Raw genomic sequence first — 18,945 nt, forward strand, 5'->3', positions numbered from 1 at the left:
CAGCCTCTCCGGGGTCCCGATACCCCGGGGTGAGGCCGCAGACCGAGGGGCAGCGCCCCTCCGAGAGCTTTCAGACAGTGCGCTGTCGGGACAGTTGCACCGCCAGAATGCCCAGCGCGATCACCACAACCCCGATCACGTCCCAGATTCCCAGCGCCTCGCCCAGCAAGGCCGCGGCGATCGCGACCCCGAAAAACGGGTTGAGGAAATGAAAGGTTGCTGCTTTCACCGCGCCGATCCGCTCGACCAGCAGGAACCAGACCAGCGTGGCGATGACCCCGGGCACCAGCGTGGTGTACCAGAAGGCCCAGACCAGCGGCCAGGACCAGGTGACTGCCAAACGTTCGAACGCCACGGCAGGCACGATCAGCGCCGCCGCGCCCACCAGCATCTGCAACCCGACTATCATCATCACATTGCCTTTTGACGTCGCACCGCGCAGGGTCAGCGTTGCCGCGGCCAGCGAAATGCCGCCCAGGATGCACAGGCCCAGCCCGTACAGGTCCACACCACCGCTGATCCGTGCGCCCATGATCAGCACCACACCAGTCACGCCGATGCACAGACCGACGATCCCCAGAGGCGCCAGCCGGTCGCGCAACAGCACCCACCCCGCCAGCGCCACCATCAGCGGCATGGTCGAGGCGATGATCGCGGCCAGCGACGCCTGCACCGTCTGCATCGCCACAAAGTTCAAGCCGAGGTACAGCGCGTTCTGGCAGATGCCAAAGATCACCACCGACCGCCATTGCCGCCGTGTCAGATGCCAGCTCTGCCCCATCAGGCGGGCAATCAGCACCGCGATCAGACCGGACACCAGAAACCGCAGCGCCAGCGCATAGAGCGGCGGCGCGGCAACGACGATGATCCGCGCCGAGGTAAAGGCCGAGGACCACATCGCGGCAAAGGCCAGCCCCATCAAGATCGCGCGCAGGTCCATGACTACTCCGGGGTTGTTTGCGCGCACATGATCCGCTCTGCGCGGCAAGGTCAACCCGGACAGCCGCGGCCAAACCGGCGTCGGACAGTCACCGAGACAGATGCAACCGCAGGGCCCGGGGGCTGAGCGGGATGGCCTCCGGGGGCGTCACCGGCTGAAATCCCACCAGCAGGGGCACGACGCTCCGGAACACCCTTTGCAACCCTGCCTGCCGAACCGTGACACCCTGTCGCTGGCGTGTGTGGCGTCGCACCGGCGGCCCGGTCAATGTTTCATCGCGGCCCCGGCCGACCGGCCCCCTACGCGGCAATCCGGCGCGCGATGCTTCGCCAAGGCAAAAAACCCCGCCTGCGGACAGGCGGGGCAAGTCAGCGCCTCAGCCCGAAGGCGAAGCGCGGCGGTACGCCGGTTGTTGTTGAAAACCCCGATGGGCGCCCGAAGGCCCCCGGAACCGGCCTAGTGCGGCCGTTCTTCCATCTCCGAGCGGATCTGCTGGCGCAGCACATCTATCGGGACGACTTTGCCGTCGCGCTTGAAATGCCAGTAGGTCCAGCCGTTGCAGGACGGTGCGTTTTCCAGATGCGCCCCCACCTGATGGATCGACCCCTTCACATCGTTGCCGATCAGCGTGCCGTCGGCCCGCACCTTGGCCTTGTGCCGGTTTCCGATCGAAAACAGCTCTTCGCCCGGACGCAGCATGCCGCGTTCGACCAGCTGGCCAAACGGCACCCGGGGTTCGCTGCGCTTGGCGCGGGTGACTTCCAGTGCCGCCTTGTCAAATTTGCGCACATCGGCGATCCGGCGGTTCGCCACCTCGCGGTAGGCTGCCTCGCGCTCGATTCCGATCCAGTCACGGCCCAGCATCTTGGCCACGGCCCCGGTTGTGCCTGTGCCAAAGAACGGGTCCAGCACCACGTCGCCGGGGTTGGTCGACCCGACCAGCACCCGGTGCAGCAGGCCTTCCGGCTTTTGTGTCGGGTGCGCCTTGTCGCCATTGGCATCTTTCAGCCGCTCGCCACCGTTGCAGATCGGCAAGACCCAGTCGCTGCGCATCTGGATGCCTTCGTTCAGGGACTTGAGGGCCTCGTAGTTGAAGGTGTACTTGCCGCCCTCGCCCTTTGACGCCCAGATCATCGTCTCATGGGCATTGGTGAACCGCTTGCCGCGGAAATTCGGCATCGGGTTGGCCTTGCGCCAGACGACGTCGTTCAGGATCCAGTAGCCTTCGTCCTGCAGAGCGGCCCCGACCCGGAAGATGTTGTGATAGGATCCGATCACCCAGATTGCGCCATTCGGCTTGAGCAACCGGCGCGCCGCCTTGAGCCATGCCTTGGTAAAGCGGTCATAGACCTCGAAACTCGCGAACTGGTCCCAGTGATCGTCAACTGCGTCCACGCGCGAATTGTCCGGCCGGTGCAGATCACCTTTCAACTGCAGGTTATAGGGCGGATCGGCAAAGATCAGATCGACCGACGCCTCCGGCAGACTGTTCATCACCTCGATGCAGTCCCCTTCGAGAATCGTGTTGAGCGGCAGCGTGGCGGCGCTCTTGATCTTGGTCATCTTCGTCATGTCTCAGCCTCTGTCCCCGGCGCAATGTCGCGCTCATTAGTTGCCCAAAGGATGATTCATCGGTGATTCGCGGTCAATTTCTTTTTTGAATCAGAGGGTTAAGATTTACCCTTGATACAAGATATTGTGCACCGGCTTGAACGAACGCCTATGGTGTGGGGTCACACCAAGATTTCGCAGCGCCTCTCTGTGGCTTTTCGAGGGATATCCCATATTCGTCTCCCAGCCATATCCGGGATAGTGTTGCGCCAAATCCCACATGACCCGGTCGCGCCTTGTTTTTGCCACAATTGAGGCCGCCGCGATCGACACCGACCGTGCATCCCCACCGATTACCGGAGTCGCGTCTAGGTTGAGTCCTCGGGGAATCAGGTTGCCATCCACAAGCACGTGATCCGGTACAAACCCCAGCGCCGCGATGGCCCGTTCCATGGCCAGGTGGCTGGCACGCAGGATGTTGTGAGTGTCTATTTCCGCGACGCTCGCCTCCCCTACGCCCACAAGGGCACACTCGAGAATTTGCAGGCACAGCGCCTCGCGCCGCCGCGCCGTCAGTTTCTTGGAATCGTTAAGGCCGTCGGGGATGCGGGCCGGGTTCAGCCAGACGGCAGCGGCCATGACCGGCCCGGCCAGGGGGCCGCGCCCGACCTCATCGACTCCGACGACACGGCCCATGCCACGGGCGTACAGGGTTTTTTCCAGCGAAAAATCAGGGATTGTCATACCCTTTTGAACCCGCTGCCAGCGATACTTGCAAGCGCCATGTGCCGAGCGGGTCTGAACCCCGAATGACGGCGACCCGTCCGGCGCTCCGGTGCGGCGGCAAACCGCGATGGCACTCCCCCGGTTGGACAAATGCCAAAAAACGGCGCGCGGGCCTTTTCGGAGCTCCGCGCGCCGTCCGGTGCGGCGGTCGAGGGCGCTACCGCCGCACCTCTGCTCGACTCATGATCTCAGCGGCGGGCGATCGTGTAGCCACTGTTGCGCAGGCAATTTGCGCCATATGCCAGCAGCTGGCCATGACGGGTGCGCACCGACGACAGGCAGACGTCGGGCAGGCGGCGGCTTTGCTCATAGCGGCGCGACAGGCAAACGGCGTCAAACACCTTGCTGCCGCGATATGTCTCGGTCAGACAGCTGCCGGGCAGCGGCGCACGCCCGCGGCCAAAGTCGACACCGTGACCGCGGTCGCGCCGACCCCTGTTGTCAAAGTCGCTGTTGTGGCCAAAACGGCCCCGGTTGTCGTAATTCCTGTGCTCGTCACCGCGTCCCGGGTGGTCGTAACGACCCCAGTTGTTGTAACGGCCCCGGTCGTCGTGGCGGCCCCGGTTGTCGTAATGTCCCCGGTCGTCAAAGTACGGGCGCGGATCGCGTTCGACATAGCGGTGCTTTTTCTTCTTTTTGTCTTCGTCCTCCTTGTCCTTGGCATTCTTGATCGTGGCGCCAAGGACCAGCAGGGTTGTACCGATGCCGAGCGTGCGCAGGAGCGCGTCGTTTTCCGCGGCGCGGACCGGGGCTGCGGTCAGGCCGGTCAGCACGACGGCGGCGGTCAGCACGGCTGCGATGAATTTGCGGGACATGATGGTCTCCTTCATTTCGTAGGGTGTCCGCTTGCGGACAGTTGCAGGGTCACGCACCTCCGGTTGGTCCGCGGCGATGTACCAACCCTGATCCGCCCTGCCGAAGTCAGGCAATATCGGCCCCCTGCTATCGGATATCCGCCCCATAAACTCGCATGGATATTGAATTTCCGTGGCATTGCGGTCAGCGTGGCAAGCATGAAAACCCTTGCCCTCATCCTCGCCCTTTCAGTCCCGTCGCTGGTCGCAGCCGGGTCTGCGCAGGCGGCCTGCTATGCCGATTACAAGGCCAAGCAGGACGACCCCCTGCGCCTGCACTACGGTGTCGCGGAACTCCGCGGCACCTGCTCGGACAAGGCCGCAAAGGCCGAACTCCAGACACGCCTTGCCGATCAGGGCTGGACTCTGCTCAATGTTGTCTCTGTCTTTGACGACAGTGGGCTGAACAAAAGGAAGGCCAGTGCCGGACCCTACTTCCTCCGCTTCTGAAACGCGCCGTACAGGCGGCCGTATCGTGACCGTCGGCATTGCCGCCATCGTGACCCTGCTCTTCACTGCGGGGGTGGTGCTGGTGCTGACCCTGCCCGATGCCGGCGCCTTCAATGCCCGGGTCGAACGGCTGTTTGTCGAAAATGACGACCTGACCGCGCAGGCGGAAATCAAGCTGCTGGAAATTCTCGCACAAAGCGGCACCGCCTTTGCCGAGACTCTGGCCAGCTACCGCATGGTGATCTTTGTGCTGCTGGTCTTTGCCACGGCGCTGATGGTCGCGGCGCTGGTGTTTCTGGTGATGCTGGTGACGCTCAACCGGCGCATGGCGCAGATCGAACGCTCTGGCATCCAGGTTTCGTCGCTGATCATTTCCCGCGAGGAAAACACCGTCTACCTCAACACCATGGGGTTCAAGCTGACCGAAGCGATGATGGAAACCATGGCGGTGCTGGCCGAAGCCCGCATGGACGGCGAATTGCTGAGCGGAGCGCAGATTGAGGCGGTGATTTCGGGGCGACCGGAACCCGATTGCGACGAGGCTGCCGGCGCCACCCGGATCAAGCGGTTGCGCGATGGCCTGGGCAACCAGCTTGTCAGCGAACTTCTGGTCAAGAACATCGCCCGCAAGGGCTATGTCCTGGCCATCGACAAGGCCGTGATCGAGGTGATCTGAGGCAGCGCCCGCCGCGCATTGACTGGCATACCAGTATGCTAGTATCAGGCGGGCAGGAGGCGCCGCATGCACACCCGAACCGATCACGATCCCGCCACGTCCCCAACCCGGCCCCGGAGTGCGCCCGACTGGATCGCCTGGTTTTGGAGCGACTTCCTGCCGGACTGGCTGGCACGCGTGCAGGATGGCGACGCGGGTGTCTTCGACGCGCTGGATGCCGCCGGAAATCCAGACGTCACCGCTGGCAAGTCGCTGCTCGCGCAGGCCCGCAACCTGTTCACCCTGTCCCATGTCGCCCTGCTGTCCGGGGATCCGGAGTTGATTGCCGCAGCGGGTCGGCAGGCCGCGTTTCTGGACCGTTTCCGCAAGGCGCCCGGTCTTTACCGTTGCAAGGCGCTGCGCGATGGCAGCCCGACCGGGCAGGCTGCGGACGCGGCTGCGCGCAGTTACGACCACACCTTTGTCATTCTGGGGCTGGTCACGTGGAACCGGCTGTCACCCGCACCCCAGACCGACAGGCGGATTGCCGAGTGCTGGGATGCGCTGCAATCACATCTGACCGACCCTGCAACCGGGCTGCTGCGCAACGACGATATCGCCGCCAGCCCACTGCCCGCTCAGAACCCGCACATGCATCTCTACGAGGCGTGCCTGCAAGCCTTTCGCATGACCGGCGCGGACATCTGGCTGAAGCGTGCCGCTGCGCTGCGCGCGGTGGGGCTGGCGCATTTCATGGATCAGGACAGCGGCAGCATCGCCGAATTCCTCACCCCCGAATTGCAGCCCCTGCCCGGTTCGGACGGCCTGCGTCGCGAACCCGGCCACCAGTGCGAATGGGCCTGGCTGCTGCTGGAAGAGGCCCGTCTTGCCCGCAGCGGCGAACTCGACACCCCGGCCGCCCGGTTGATGGAATTCGCCGAACGCCATGGTTTTGCCCGCCACGGCGCGCTGAAGGGGGCCGCGTTCGACGCGGTCTCGTCCACCGGGACCGTGCTTGAAAATACCTTTCTGTTGTGGCCCCAGACCGAAGCGATCAAGATGCTGGCCCTGCGACACACCGCCGGAGATCCGCAGGCAGGAGACCGCGCCCGCGCTCTGCTTTGCCTGATGTTCGAACGCTGGTTCCAGGACCGCCCGGTGTTCGTCAACCGGCTGGATGCCGACGGCAACAGCCTGTGGTCAGAGGCGCTGACCCGGCTGATGTATCACCTTGTGCTGGCACTGACCGAAGGTGCCCGGGCCGGGCTGTGGCCGGACGTGCCGCGCGCGGGCCAAATGGCTTGAGTCTGCCCCTCGGGTTCTGACGCACAGAAATTGCAGGCTGCTGCGGCTGGTAGTCGGATCGACTCGCGCCGTGCAAATCCGTTTGTCACCTCAGGTCGTCGGGTAAAGTATATCCCGCAAAAACAAGGGAGACGACGCCCCTGACGGGACCTGGCTCTGCATCCTGCCGTTTCAGCGGGTTGATGAGCGTATGGCGGGCTGTCCTAGGTTCAACGAACCAGACGGAAAACCCCGAATGCAGGCTAAGTTGTTGGTTTGTATGGTGACCCCGGCAGGACTTGAACCTGCAACCTATCCCTTAGGAGGGGATTGCTCTATCCAGTTGAGCCACGGGGCCATTATTGCGTCATACGGTCCGAAGTCTGGTCTGCGCAAGAACCGTCTTCGCCTTTCTGTCCTCTGGCTCCGGCACCATCACGATGAACCGGCATCGCGGACGTGTTGAAACCGGGAACCACGCGCCGGTCTTTTAGCCGGGCAAGAGTGCCCTGTCACCAGTACAACGCGCCCGGCATCGGTTTTCTGGGCCGCTGTGCCAGCGCGGAACCGCAACGCAGCCCGGCGCGGACGGATCACCCGGCAAAGAGGCAAAGTATCACACCCTGTCACCACGCCCGGATGGCGGAATATCTTGTGTCCGCGCAACCCATTACGTTAACGTCATAGCAGAGCAGAAACAGGACACCCGAACCGTGGCCCAGGACGACACCCGCCCGCTTACCCTCCGTGATGTTTCCGAAGCCTCCGGCGTTTCGGAAATGACCGTCAGCCGCGTGCTGCGCAACCGCGGCGATGTTTCACTGGCCACGCGCGAACGGGTGCTCGAAGCGGCCAAGACGCTGGGTTACGTGCCCAACAAGATCGCCGGTGCGCTTGCCAGCCAGCGGGTCAATCTGGTGGCGGTGATCATCCCGTCGCTGTCCAACATGGTCTTTCCCGAGGTCATGACCGGCATCAGCCGGGTGTTGGAACAGACCGACCTGCAACCGGTTTTCGGGGTGACCGACTATCTTCCCGAGAAGGAAGAGCGCGTGCTCTACGAGATGCTGTCGTGGCGTCCCTCGGGTGTGATCATCGCCGGGCTGGAACGCACCGACCCCTCGCGGGCCATGCTCAAGGCAAGCGGCATTCCGGTGGTCGAAATCATGGATGTCGATGGCACGCCCGTCGACGCCATGGTCGGCATCTCGCACCGCCGCGCCGGTCGCATGATGGCACAGGCGATCCTGAAGGCCGGGTATGAACAGATCGGCTTTATGGGCACCAAGATGCCGCTCGATCACCGCGCCCGCAAACGCTTTGAGGGCTTTACCGAGGCGCTGGCCAAGGGCGGGATCGAAATCCAGGATCAGGAATTCTATTCCGGCGGCTCGGCTCTGGCCAAGGGCCGGGAGATGACGCGCGACATGTTGCAGCGCAATCCGGAACTGGATTTCCTGTATTACTCCAATGACATGATCGGTGCGGGCGGCTTGCTTTACCTGCTGGAGCAGGGAATCGACATCCCGGGCCAGATCGGACTTGCCGGCTTTAACGGCGTCGAACTGCTGCAGGGTCTGCCGCGCCAGCTGGCGACGATGGACGCCTGTCGGCTGGAAATCGGCACCACCGCGGCACAGATCATCGCCAACCGGGTCGAAAACCCCGACGCGCCGTATCAGAAGATCACCGAACTGACCCCGACAATCACCTATGGCGACACGCTGAAACGGCGCTGAGCCGTGATCCCGACGCTGGACAACCGCGCCGCGCGTCGGCTGTTTCTGCATTGTCACGCGCTTGCCGAAGCTCCCACCGGCCCGTCCCGCGGCACCGATCTGCTGGCGCTGATCGAGCGTCTGGGCTTTGTCCAGGTCGACAGCATCAATACGGTGGAACGCGCCCACCACATGATCCTGTTCGCGCGTCGCGCGACCTACCGTCCCCACCACCTGCCGCCGCTGCTGGAACGCGACCGAACCCTGTTCGAACAATGGACCCATGACGCGGCGATCATCCCGACCGCGTTCTACCCGCACTGGCACCTGCGTTTTGCCCGCAACGCCGCGGCGATGCGCGCCCGCTGGCAGACCGACCGCCGCGCCGGGTTCGAGGAAAAATTCGACAGCGTTCTGGCGCAGATCGCGGCCCATGGCCCGGTCTGCTCGGCGGATGTCGGTGCGGGAGAGGCGCGCACCTCCGGCGGCTGGTGGGACTGGCATCCGTCCAAGACCGCGCTGGAGTTCCTCTGGCGCACCGGCGATCTCGCGATCTGCCACCGTGAGAATTTCCGCAAATTCTTCGATCTCAGCACACGTGTCATCCCCCAGGCGCGGCACAGCGCGCCGCCGGACCCCGCACAGAGCATCGACTGGCTCTGCGCCGGTGCGCTCGACCGGCTCGGCTTTGCCACGCCGGGCGAACTGGCGGCATTCTGGGACATCGTGACCCCGGCCGAAGCGCGCGCCTGGGCGCAGGATCAGCTGGCCCGCGCCGGGGTGATGGAGATCGAGGTGCAAAGTGCCGACGGCAGATACCGCCGCCACCTCGCCCGCCCGGACGTGCTGGAGCAGGCCCGGCAGGCGCCCACCCCGCCAAACCGTCTGCGCGTGCTCAGCCCCTTTGATCCGGCCCTGCGCGACCGCGCCCGTACCGAGCGTCTGTTCGGCTATCACTACCGGATCGAAGTGTTCACACCTGCCGCCAAGCGCCGCTACGGTTACTATGTCTTTCCGCTGCTCGACGGTGAGCGGCTGGTCGGGCGCATCGACATGAAAGCCGACCGCACCACTTCGACCCTGAACGTCAGCGCCCTGTGGCCGGAAGCCGGGATAAAGTGGAACGGCGCGCGTCAGCGTCGGCTGACCGCCGAACTGCGCCGCGTGCAACGGTTTGCGGGGCTGGATGCGCTGGCGTTTCAGCCGGACTGGCTGCGCTGTCCCCGCTCCTGACACCGATCCAGCTGCGGCCAGAGTGTGCCGCAGCGACCGCCCAAGGGCCACCAACGCGCAGGCCAGCCCCGTCCCTCGGACAAACCCATTCCCCCCCTGCTGCCGCTGTGGCATCCCTGCGCCACCGTCCCATTTCCCGGAGCCGCCCATGCGTTATACCCGCTATGCCATCTACTTGACCCTGCCGCCCGGCCCGCTCGCCACCTTTGGCGCTGCCTGGCTGGGCTGGGACGCCGCGGGCCGCCGGTCGCTGGACCCACCCGAGGTGCCCGACCTGCCCGCTCCTGTCGACGCCTTGACCGCAGCGCCGCGCAAATACGGACTGCATGGCACCATCAAGCCGCCCTTCCGCCTTGCCGAAGGCCGCACGGAAAAACAGCTTGAAACCGCCCTCAGCACGTTCTGCGCACAGCACCCACCCGTCGCTCTCGACGGGCTGGTGCTGTCCCGTCTGGGCAGCTTTCTCGCGCTGACCCCGGTCGGCGACACCTTCGCGCTCTCGGAGCTTGCCGCCAGTGTCGTGCATCAGTTCGACGGATTCCGTGCACCCGTCGAGGCCGCCGAGCTTGCCCGCCGCAAGGGCGCACGCCTCACGGCACGACAAGGCGAGTTGTTGGAGCTTTATGGTTATCCCTACGTGATGGAGGCCTTCCGCTTTCACATCACCCTGACCGGCAGGATGTCAGCCGGGCATCTGGCCCGGACCGATGCCGCCCTGCGCCCGCTGCTCGACCCGCTGTTGCCCGATCCTTTCCACCTGGATGCTCTGACGCTCTGCGCCGAGGCCGCTGATGGCCGCTTTCACGAAATCCGCCGCATTCCCCTGAGCGGCCAGCCACGCAAACAACACGTCTGACGCCCAGGTGACCGGGGCGGATGCCACGCGGGCACCGCAACTGCGGCTGCACCGGGGCACGGCGCTGCGGGTCGATACCAGCGCAAGCCGACCCCGCTGACGCTGGGCGACCGTCGGTAGCGCTTCCGGGTAATTCGACTTGAACCCAACGGCTTGGCCGGAGGAATGTCATGTGTGCGATACATTCCTGCGGTAGTCAGGGCAAAACCATGCAACCCCGGGCCACTACGGATGATGACCGCTCCGCTCTCCCTTCGCCTGACCGGCGCGTCCGTCCTGCGCGACGGCAAGATGGTCAACCGCTCGGTGGCGATCGAGGACGGGCGCATTACGAAGGGGCCGCTGCCCGAGGTCGACCTGCGGGGCTATTTCATCCTGCCGGGCATCATTGACCTGCACGGAGCGGACTTTCTGCGCCATGTCATATCCGGCCAGTCGCACAGCACCGCGCTGCGGGCCACCGATCAGGCCGCCGCGGCCAACGGCGTCACCACGGCCTGGCTGTCGCAGAACTGGAGCTGGGCCGAACAGGGACCGCACAGCCCCGCCGCCGCCGAGGCGCTGATGTCCGCGCTGGCCGCGTACCGGGCCCAGGCGCTCAGCGACCTGCGCATCCAGATCGCCTGCGAAACCCACACGGTCGACAGTGCCGATCGGCTGCTCGAGGCTGTGCGCCGCTTTCAGGTCGACCAGGTGGTGTTCCGCAATTCCCTGCCCCAGGCGCTTCTGCATCCTGACCCAAGACCGGACGAACGCGCCCGGCTGCACCGTGCCGAGGCACAGAAATCCGCCGTCCCGCGCTATCTCTGCCGTCTGGCCGAGGCCTTCGACACTCTTGGCGTGACCTATGGCAGTTTTGAAGATCCCGACGGTGAGACCCGCGAAACGTTTTCGATGATCGGTGCCAAGGTTTGCACCTGCCCGACCCGACGCGCCGCCGCCGCACTCGCCCGGGCTGTGGGTGACCCGGTGCTGCTGCGCGCAAGTGGCGTGACCTCGCCGGGCCCGGCCCTGCCAGTGACTGACTTGATCCGCGCCCGCCTGTGTGACGCACTGGTGTCCGACCTGTCCTATCCGGCACTGTCGGCGGCGGCGTTCCAACTGGCGATCAGGGGTGTGATGCCGCTGCCGGCCGCCTGGGCGTTGATTTCGCAGAGGCCCGCGGAAATACTGCGCCTGCATGACCGCGGTGTGATCGACTATGGCCGTCGTGCTGATCTGGCAATCGTCAGCCGTGCGACGCGGCAGGTCGAGGCAACGCTCTGTGGCGGTCGGATCTCGCATCTGTCGGGCCTGGCCGCCACCCGGTTTCTGGGTGCCCGTGCCGACATGGCGATGGCCGCCGAATAGAACCACCGCACCGACAGTCCGCAATATCGCAAAGCCGTCACGCCTGCGTCACGCAAGCGTCACGACTCCGGCCTATCCCTGTGCCAGCGTGAGTGATCGCAATAAGCCCGAATGTCCCCCGGGCACAGCATATTTCAAAAAAACCTTTTCAAAACCGAGGGGTGGCTCAGGCCACCCCTCATTTTTGTTGTGCAAGGCGGCCCCGGTCCTATGCCGCCTGTACCAAGCCACCAAAGCCGGGGTTCAGTTCAGCGCTCAGTTCAGCGCCTTGTCCGTGATGTCATGGGTAAATGCCCCGTCCGGCATCGCGGTGATCATCCCGCCCTCCAGGGTGATCTCGGCGGAGCGTTCGAACGCCGCCTCGTCCAGCTTGCCGTCCGAACCCATGGTCAGTTTGGCAATTTCGCCCATCATCCGTTTCTGGTGCTCTTCGGTCTGGGCCCCGGTCGAATCGTTCTCCAGCACGATTTCTGCCGCCTCGTCCGGGTTCTCTTCGGCATATTTCCAGCCCTTCATCGAGGCGCGCACAAAGCGCACGAGCTTGTCGACCTCGGCCGGATCGGCCAGCTTTTCCTCGGTGGTGTAGAGCCCGTCTTCCAGCGTCGAGATGCCCTCGTCCTCATACTTGAACACCACCAGATCGTCCGGTGTCAGACCCGCATCGATCACCTGCCAGTATTCGTTGTAGGTCATGGTGGTGGCGCATTCGACCTGCTTTTGCAGCAGGGGGTCGACGTTGAAGTTGATCTTCTGGATCGTCACCCCGCCCTCGGAACCGTCGGTGGCATACCCCAGCTTGCCCATCCAGGAAAACAGCGGGATCTCGTTGCCAAAGAACCAGGTGCCCAGCGTGTGCCCGGGAAAATCGGCGGGCGAGGTGATGCCATGCTCCTTGAGGCAGGTCAGCATCAGGCCCGACTTGGCAAAGGGCTGCGCGATGTTGACGATTGGCGCACCTTTTTCGCGGGCCGCCAGGGCGGAGGGCAGCCAGTCCACCATCACATCCGCGCCGCCACCCAGCAGGACCTGCACCGGGGCGATGTCGGGCCCGCCCGGCTTGATCGTGACGTTCAGATCCTCTTCTTCGTAAAACCCCTTGTCCAGCGCCACGTAGTAACCGCCGAACTGCGCCTGGGTCACCCACTTGAGCTGCAGCGTCAGGTCGTCCGCCGCCTGCGCCGCCCCGGCCCCCAGCGCCAGAGCTGCCGAGGCCGCAAGAGCCGTCCTTGCACGTCCCATAATATTACGGTGTGTCATCAGATCCTCCATGTTGATCCTGTTGTCATGTTATCATGCCCGTCCTCTCTGGGACGGGTGCCAGAAGGTCACCGCGCGTTCGATCAGCGCGACAGCCCCATAAAACGCCGAACCGGCCACCGCCGCCACAAGGATTTCCGCCCAGACCAGATCCAGCGCAAGCTGGCCGACCGAGGTCGAGATGCGGAACCCCATGCCGCGGATCGGCGAACCGAAGAATTCGGCGACAATCGCCCCGATCAGCGCCAGCGTGGTGCCAATCTTCAACCCGTTGAAGATGAACGGCATCGCGGCCGGCAGCCGCAGCTTGACCAAGGTGGTCCAGTAACCCGCGGCGTAGGTGCGCATCAGATCGCGCTGCATGGTGTCGGCGGCCAGCAGACCCGCTACCGTGTTCACCAGCATCGGAAAGAACACCATCACCACCACAATCGCCGCCTTGGACTGCCAGTCAAAGCCGAACCACATCACCATGATCGGAGCCAGGCCGATGATCGGCAGTGCGGCGACAAAGTTGCCCACCGGCAGCAGCCCGCGGCGCAGGAATACGAACCGGTCCGCCAGGAGCGCCACGCCAAAGGCGGCAAGACAGCCGATCACATAACCGCTCAGTGCGCCCTTGATCACCGTCTGGACAAAGTCTTCCCACAGCACCCCGGTCGAAGAGGCCACCCGCGCCGCGATGGCGGTTGGTGGCGGCAGCAGCACCGGCGAAATCCCCAGGCCGCGCACCAGACATTCCCACAACACGATCAGCGTCAGGCCAAAGATCAGAGGCACCGCCAGACTGCTGGCCGCCGACTCTGTCCGTGCTGCCAGCCAGACGTTCAGCGCCCAGCCGACGCCCCATACCGCGATGCCAAGCGCAAGCCAGATCATGCCATGCCCATCCGTTTCAGAACCAGCCGCTGCACCAGCCCGATCAGCGCCACGGCGGCTGCCGCCAGCACCGCCGCCATGATCAGCGCCGACCAGATCTGGATCGTCTGGCCGTAATACGACCCGGCCAGCAGCCGCGCCCCCAGCCCCGCCACCGCCCCGGTCGGCAGTTCGCCGACGATGGCCCCCACCAGCGAGGCGGCCATGGCAACCTTCATCGAGGTGAACAGATAGGGCATCGACGACGGCAGCCGCAGTCTGAGCAGTTCCTGCAGGCGCGAGGCGTTCCAGGTCCGCATCTGGTCAAGCTGCATCGCATCCGGGCTGCGCAGCCCCTTGACCATGCCGACGACGATGGGAAAGAACGACAGATACATGCTGATCATCGCCTTGGGCAGCAGTCCCGACAGCCCCACCGCGTTCAGAACGACGATGATCATCGGTGCAATGGCAAGAATCGGGATGGTCTGGCTGGCAATCACCCACGGCATCACGCTCATGTCCATCACCCGGTTGTACACGATGCCCAGCGCCAGCGCGAATCCCAGCGCCGTCCCCAGCGCAAAGCCCAGAAGCGTCGCGCTCAGCGTGATCCAGGAGTGATAGACCAGGCTGCGTTTCGAGGTGATCTTCTTGTCCACCACCGTGTCCCACAGTTCGACCGCCACCTGGTGCGGCGCCGGCAGCTTGGGTTTGTCCTGTGCCCAGGTGTCTGCCACCAGTTCCGGCAGGTCCAGTGTCACGTCCGCCCGCGCCGCCACGTCCCGGCTCCAGGGCGCATTCAGCCAGACGGCCGCAGCGTACCAGATCACGAAGATCGCGCCGACAACCGTCAGAACAGGAAGGATGGATTTCATCGCCGCCACTCCATCCGCAATTCGCGGATGCCGGTGGACACCCGATCCGCTGTCGGGCCGAGCGTGGCGACGGGATCCGGCTCTTGCTCTGCCACCGTCTCAAAGCCTTCGCGGGCATAGAACCTTTGCGCGCCGAGATTCGGCAGATGGGTGTTCAGCGACAGGTAGGCCCGCCCCGCCTTGGCACGGTCCATCAGCCGTTTGCCCAGCCCCTGGCCCGTCCGCGCGCAATAGAACCCCCAGATATGCGCGATTTTGCTCTCGATCGAGATATAGCCCTCGACCGGATCGCCAATCACCCACATTTCGCGCAGTGCCATCCCCCTGGCGATCAGCGCCTTGATCTGCCCTGCGGGCAGATCCCTCGGCATCCAGGGCGTGGCGTCGATCCAGGCGTTCACGATTCCGGCCATTGCAGGCACGTCCTGCGGTACGGCGCGTCGCGGCATCACTGCGTGGTTCCCGCGCGCAGTCCTTCGCGGACGCGGTGCGCTATCTCGATGAACTCCGGCGAATCGCGTATCTCCAACGGCCGGTCACGCGGCAAAGGACTGTCGATCACATCGGTGATCCGCCCGGGGCGGGGTGACATCACGACAATCCTAGTGCTGAGATAGACCGCTTCCGGAATCGAATGGGTGACAAAGGCGATGGTCTTGCCGGTGCGCTTCCACAGCGCCAGAAGCTGTTCGTTGAGATGATCGCGCACGATCTCGTCCAGCGCTCCGAAAGGTTCGTCCATCAGCAGAAGGTCGGCGTCGAACGCCAGCGCCCGCGCAATGCTCGCCCGCTGCTGCATGCCGCCAGACAACTGCCAGGGGAATTTCTTCTCGAATCCGGCGAGTTCGACCAGTTCCAGGACCCGGGTCACACGGCTGGCCTGCTCGGCGCGGGAATAGCCCATTATTTCCAGCGGCAGCCGGATGTTTCCCCCGATCGTGCGCCAGGGATACAGCCCGGCCGCCTGAAACACATAGCCATAGGCCCGTGCGCGCCGCGCCTCCTGCGGCGTGACGCCGTTCACCAGAATCTCGCCGGCTGTCGGCGTTTCGAGATCCGCCATCACCCGCAGGAACGTGGTCTTGCCACAGCCCGACGGCCCAATGAAGCTGACAAAATCCCCCTTGCCGATGTCGAGCGAGACATCGCGCAGGGCGTGCACCGGCCCGTCACTGGTCTGAAACGTCAGATCCACCCCGCGCGCCGAGATCACCGCCCCGGCCGCTGTTTTTGTTTCCACCGCCATTGCGTCTGCGCCGCTCACACCCCGGTTGCCGGAATGCCGGTCCGTTCCACCTTGCGCGGCGCGGTCAGTTCCTTCCAGGATGACAGCGCCCGGCTGACCGGCCCGGCAGGATCGCGCGGCACGAACTTGCCATGGCCCGATTCCGTGCGCACTTCGCCATCCATGACCGCGACCTTGCCCCGGGTCAGGGTATAACGCGGCAGTCCCTTGACGTGCTTGCCCTCGAACACGTTGTAATCAATGGCCGATTGCTGGCTGGCGGCAGTTATCGTCTTTTCCTTCTCCGGGTCCAGAACCACGATATCCGCATCCGCTCCGACCAGAATCGCGCCCTTCTTGGGATAGACGTTCAGGATCTTGGCAATATTGGTCGAGGTCACGGCGACAAATTCATTCGGCGTCAGCCGCCCGGTGCTGACACCGTAGGTCCAGAGCATCGGCAAGCGGTCCTCGAGCCCGCCGGTGCCGTTCGGGATCTTGGTGAAGTCACCGACACCAAAGCGTTTCTGCTCGGTGGTAAAGGCGCAATGGTCCGTTGCCACCACCGACAGCGACCCCGATTGCAGACCGGCCCACAGGCTGTCCTGATGCTGCTTGTTGCGGAACGGCGGCGACATCACCCGGCGCGCGGCATGGTCCCAGTCGGGGTTGAGGTACTCTGACTCGTCCAGAGTCAGATGCTGGATCAGCGGCTCGCCCCAGACCCGCTTGCCCTGCATCCGGGCGCGGCGGATCGCCTCGTGGCTTTCCTCGCAAGAGGTGTGCACCACGTAGAGCGGCACCCCCGCCATATCGGCGATCATGATCGCCCGGTTCGTCGCCTCGCCCTCGACCTGTGGCGGGCGCGAATAGGCGTGCGCCTCGGGCCCGTTGTTGCCGGCAGCCAGAAGCTGGGCCGACAGTTCGGCCACCACATCGCCGTTTTCGGCGTGCACCAGCGGAATTGCCCCCAGCTCGGCGCAGCGCTTGAAGGATGCATACATCTCGTCATCATTGACCATCAGCGCGCCCTTGTAGGCCATGAAATGCTTGAAGGTATTGATTCCGCGCTCTTTTACGACGGTTTCCATCTCGTTGAAAACCTGTTCACCCCACCAGGTGACCGCCATGTGAAAGGAATAGTCACAGTTCGCCCGGGTCGATTTGTTGTCCCACATCTGCAACCCGTCCAGCAGACCCTGCCCCGGCGACGGCAGGCAGAAATCGACCACCATCGTCGTGCCCCCCGACAGTGCCGCGCGGGTGCCGCTTTCGAAATCATCGCTGGAATAGGTTCCCATGAACGGCATCTCGAGGTGGACATGCGGGTCGATTCCGCCCGGCATGACAAAACATCCGGTTGCGTCCAGCACCTCGTCGCCGCTGAGATCCCTGCCGATTTCAGTGATCACGCCATTCTCGATCAGTACATCCGCCTTGTAGGTCAGATCCGCGGTCACGATGGTGCCGTTCTTGATGACTTTGCTCATGGGGTCTCTCCCTGTCGGATTGTCTTACTGTTCATTCAGGCAGGCCGGCGCGCCATCAGCGCCCAGGACCTTTTGCGGCGGGCCGCCATCCGCCGGAACCACCGTCTGGCAGCCATTCGGATCGACCACCAGCGACGCGCCGACCGTGTCCCTGACAATCAGCGACCCATCCGCGGCGCGCACCCGGTCGATGCCTTCCGGCGTTCCGGTGCCGGTGCAGCCGGCGATCAGAACAAGGCTGGCAAACAGGACCGCGCGGTTCACGTGATGACCTCTGCCGTCTCGATCACCGCATGCATCAGCACATCCGCGCCTGCCGCAGCCCACTCTTTGGTGATCTCTTCAGCCTCGTTGTGGCTGAGCCCGTCGACGCAGGGGCACATGATCATGGCCGTCGGTGCCACCTGATTGATCCAGCAGGCGTCATGCCCCGCCCCCGAGATGATGTTGCGGTGCGAATACCCCAGGCGTTCGGCCGCCGCCCGCACCGCCGCGACACAGCCCGGATCAAAGGTCACCGGGTCGAAGCCGCCAACCTTTTCGAACGAGACTTCAAGCTGCATGTCCTCGCAGATTTTCCGAGCCTGCTCCTTCATCTGCGTTTCCATGTCCTGAATGACCGCCAGGTCCGGCGACCGGAAATCGACGGTAAACACCACCTTGCCGGGGATCACGTTGCGCGAGTTGGGGTAAACATCGATATGCCCGGCAGCGCCCACCGCATGGGGCCCGTGCGCCCGGGCGATGGTTTCGACCGCCTCCAGAACCCGGGCCATGCCCAACCCTGCATTGCGCCGCATCGGCATCGGGGTCGATCCGGTGTGGGCCTCCTTGCCGGTGATCGTCACCTGGGTCCAGGACAGCCCCTGACCATGGGTGACAACGCCGATGTCCTTGCCCTCGGCCTCGAGAATTGGGCCCTGTTCGATATGCAGTTCAAAGAAAGCGTGCATTTTCCGCGCGCCCACCGGTTCGTCGCCGCGCCAGCCGATCCGGTCCAGCTCGGCGCCGAAGGTCTTGCCAGTCGCATCCTCACGCGCCTCGGCCCAGGACTGGTCATGTACTCCGGCAAATACTCCGGAGGCGAGCATCGCCGGCGCAAAGCGGGTGCCTTCCTCGTTGGTCCAGTTGGTCACCACGACGGGATGTCTGGTCTTGATGCCCAGGTCGTTCATTGTCCGCAGGATTTCGAGCCCGCCCAGAACCCCCAGAACGCCGTCGTACTTGCCACCGGTAGGCTGGGTGTCCAGATGCGAGCCGACATACACCGGCAACGCCTGGGGATCGGTTCCGGCACGGGCCGCGAACATGTTGCCCATCGCATCCAGCCCCATGGTACAGCCCGCTTCCTCGCACCATGAGCGGAACAGGGCGCGAGCCTCGGCATCGGCGTCGGTCAGGGTCTGGCGATTGTTGCCCCCGGCCACACCCGGGCCAATCTTGGCCATGTCCATCAGGCTGTTCCACAGCCGGTCGCCGTTGATCCGCAGGTTCTCCCCCGGTGCCGCCATCGTTGTTCCCCAGTCTCTGTCGTCTCGCAGGCGGAAACACTTGCCACCG

19 protein-coding genes and 1 tRNA gene are annotated in these 18,945 nt (G+C 64.4%); 7 read left to right on the forward strand and 13 right to left on the reverse strand.

Features of this window, described 5'->3' with window-relative positions; all coding sequences use genetic code 11:
• Nucleotides 1-70: 70 nt before the first annotated feature.
• From FOY53_RS05285 to FOY53_RS05300, 4 genes are all read right to left on the reverse strand, one after another.
• A complete protein-coding gene (locus FOY53_RS05285) occupies nucleotides 71-940 on the reverse strand; it encodes a DMT family transporter (RefSeq protein WP_146586455.1) in 870 nt (289 codons plus the stop codon).
• A gap of 456 nt (nucleotides 941-1,396) precedes the next feature.
• Nucleotides 1,397-2,512, reverse strand: a complete 1,116-nt coding sequence (locus FOY53_RS05290) for a site-specific DNA-methyltransferase (RefSeq protein WP_146586457.1) — start codon at nucleotides 2,510-2,512, stop codon at nucleotides 1,397-1,399.
• A 105-nt stretch (nucleotides 2,513-2,617) separates the two neighbouring features.
• Nucleotides 2,618-3,235 (reverse strand): ribonuclease HII, encoded by a 618-nt coding sequence (rnhB, locus tag FOY53_RS05295; RefSeq protein ID WP_146586459.1) that lies wholly within the window; start codon nucleotides 3,233-3,235, stop codon nucleotides 2,618-2,620.
• Nucleotides 3,236-3,465: 230 nt separating this feature from the next.
• Entirely contained in the window at nucleotides 3,466-4,092 is a 627-nt protein-coding gene (locus FOY53_RS05300; protein ID WP_146586461.1) for a hypothetical protein, read from the reverse strand.
• 198 nt (nucleotides 4,093-4,290) lie between these two features.
• Here FOY53_RS05300 and FOY53_RS05305 point away from each other — a divergent pair, with 198 nt between their 5' ends.
• The 3 genes from FOY53_RS05305 to FOY53_RS05315 all read left to right on the forward strand — a co-directional run bounded on the left by FOY53_RS05305 (nucleotide 4,291) and on the right by FOY53_RS05315 (nucleotide 6,541).
• Nucleotides 4,291-4,581, forward strand: a complete 291-nt coding sequence (locus tag FOY53_RS05305) for a hypothetical protein (RefSeq protein ID WP_146586463.1) — start codon at nucleotides 4,291-4,293, stop codon at nucleotides 4,579-4,581.
• Nucleotides 4,553-5,257: a winged helix-turn-helix domain-containing protein gene (locus tag FOY53_RS05310; RefSeq protein ID WP_146586465.1), complete on the forward strand. Its 705-nt coding sequence runs from the start codon at nucleotides 4,553-4,555 to the stop codon at nucleotides 5,255-5,257. The genes FOY53_RS05305 and FOY53_RS05310 overlap by 29 nt, the downstream gene beginning before the upstream one ends.
• Nucleotides 5,258-5,323: 66 nt before the next feature.
• Nucleotides 5,324-6,541, forward strand: coding sequence for an AGE family epimerase/isomerase (locus FOY53_RS05315; protein WP_146586467.1), 1,218 nt, complete (start codon nucleotides 5,324-5,326; stop codon nucleotides 6,539-6,541).
• Between the two features lie 260 nt (nucleotides 6,542-6,801).
• Here FOY53_RS05315 and FOY53_RS05320 read toward each other — a convergent pair.
• Nucleotides 6,802-6,878, reverse strand: a tRNA-Arg gene (locus FOY53_RS05320).
• 355 nt (nucleotides 6,879-7,233) lie between these two features.
• Here FOY53_RS05320 and FOY53_RS05325 point away from each other — a divergent pair.
• The 4 genes from FOY53_RS05325 (at nucleotide 7,234) to FOY53_RS05340 (ending at nucleotide 11,677) form a co-directional block, all read left to right on the forward strand.
• A complete protein-coding gene (locus FOY53_RS05325; RefSeq protein ID WP_146586469.1) occupies nucleotides 7,234-8,259 on the forward strand; it encodes a LacI family DNA-binding transcriptional regulator in 1,026 nt (341 codons plus the stop codon).
• 3 nt (nucleotides 8,260-8,262) lie between these two features.
• Nucleotides 8,263-9,471 (forward strand): winged helix-turn-helix domain-containing protein, encoded by a 1,209-nt coding sequence (locus FOY53_RS05330; RefSeq protein ID WP_146586471.1) that lies wholly within the window; start codon nucleotides 8,263-8,265, stop codon nucleotides 9,469-9,471.
• Nucleotides 9,472-9,619: 148 nt separating this feature from the next.
• The gene (locus tag FOY53_RS05335; protein WP_146586473.1) at nucleotides 9,620-10,327 is read left to right on the forward strand and encodes a DUF1045 domain-containing protein; all 708 of its coding nucleotides are present in this window, start codon (nucleotides 9,620-9,622) and stop codon (nucleotides 10,325-10,327) included.
• Between the two features lie 234 nt (nucleotides 10,328-10,561).
• Nucleotides 10,562-11,677: an amidohydrolase family protein gene (locus tag FOY53_RS05340; RefSeq protein ID WP_186766518.1), complete on the forward strand. Its 1,116-nt coding sequence runs from the start codon at nucleotides 10,562-10,564 to the stop codon at nucleotides 11,675-11,677.
• Between the two features lie 255 nt (nucleotides 11,678-11,932).
• Here the strand turns inward: FOY53_RS05340 and FOY53_RS05345 are convergent, their stop codons facing one another.
• Genes FOY53_RS05345 through FOY53_RS05380 form a run of 8 tightly spaced genes read right to left on the reverse strand, consistent with a single transcriptional unit; the run spans nucleotide 11,933 to nucleotide 18,896 of the window.
• Nucleotides 11,933-12,934: an ABC transporter substrate-binding protein gene (locus FOY53_RS05345; protein ID WP_372834424.1), complete on the reverse strand. Its 1,002-nt coding sequence runs from the start codon at nucleotides 12,932-12,934 to the stop codon at nucleotides 11,933-11,935.
• A gap of 33 nt (nucleotides 12,935-12,967) precedes the next feature.
• Nucleotides 12,968-13,813, reverse strand: coding sequence for an ABC transporter permease (locus FOY53_RS05350; RefSeq protein ID WP_146586477.1), 846 nt, complete (start codon nucleotides 13,811-13,813; stop codon nucleotides 12,968-12,970).
• Nucleotides 13,810-14,670 (reverse strand): ABC transporter permease, encoded by an 861-nt coding sequence (locus FOY53_RS05355; RefSeq protein WP_146586479.1) that lies wholly within the window; start codon nucleotides 14,668-14,670, stop codon nucleotides 13,810-13,812. The genes FOY53_RS05350 and FOY53_RS05355 overlap by 4 nt, the downstream gene beginning before the upstream one ends.
• On the reverse strand, nucleotides 14,667-15,119 hold the full coding sequence (locus tag FOY53_RS05360) for a GNAT family N-acetyltransferase (protein ID WP_146586481.1): 453 nt from the start codon (nucleotides 15,117-15,119) through the stop codon (nucleotides 14,667-14,669). Before FOY53_RS05360 ends, FOY53_RS05355 begins: the two co-directional genes overlap by 4 nt.
• On the reverse strand, nucleotides 15,119-15,916 hold the full coding sequence (locus tag FOY53_RS05365) for an ABC transporter ATP-binding protein (RefSeq protein WP_146586483.1): 798 nt from the start codon (nucleotides 15,914-15,916) through the stop codon (nucleotides 15,119-15,121). Before FOY53_RS05365 ends, FOY53_RS05360 begins: the two co-directional genes overlap by 1 nt.
• A 14-nt stretch (nucleotides 15,917-15,930) precedes the next feature.
• Complete coding sequence (gene hydA, locus FOY53_RS05370; protein ID WP_146586485.1) at nucleotides 15,931-17,385, reverse strand: dihydropyrimidinase; 1,455 nt, start codon at nucleotides 17,383-17,385, stop codon at nucleotides 15,931-15,933.
• A 24-nt stretch (nucleotides 17,386-17,409) separates the two neighbouring features.
• A complete protein-coding gene (locus FOY53_RS05375; protein WP_146586487.1) occupies nucleotides 17,410-17,649 on the reverse strand; it encodes a hypothetical protein in 240 nt (79 codons plus the stop codon).
• The gene (locus tag FOY53_RS05380) at nucleotides 17,646-18,896 is read right to left on the reverse strand and encodes a Zn-dependent hydrolase (RefSeq protein ID WP_146586489.1); all 1,251 of its coding nucleotides are present in this window, start codon (nucleotides 18,894-18,896) and stop codon (nucleotides 17,646-17,648) included. Before FOY53_RS05380 ends, FOY53_RS05375 begins: the two co-directional genes overlap by 4 nt.
• Between the last annotated feature and the right edge of the window lie 49 nt (nucleotides 18,897-18,945).

Source organism: Puniceibacterium confluentis (assembly GCF_007923445.1).
GTDB classification, from domain to species: Bacteria; Pseudomonadota; Alphaproteobacteria; order Rhodobacterales; family Rhodobacteraceae; genus Puniceibacterium; species Puniceibacterium confluentis.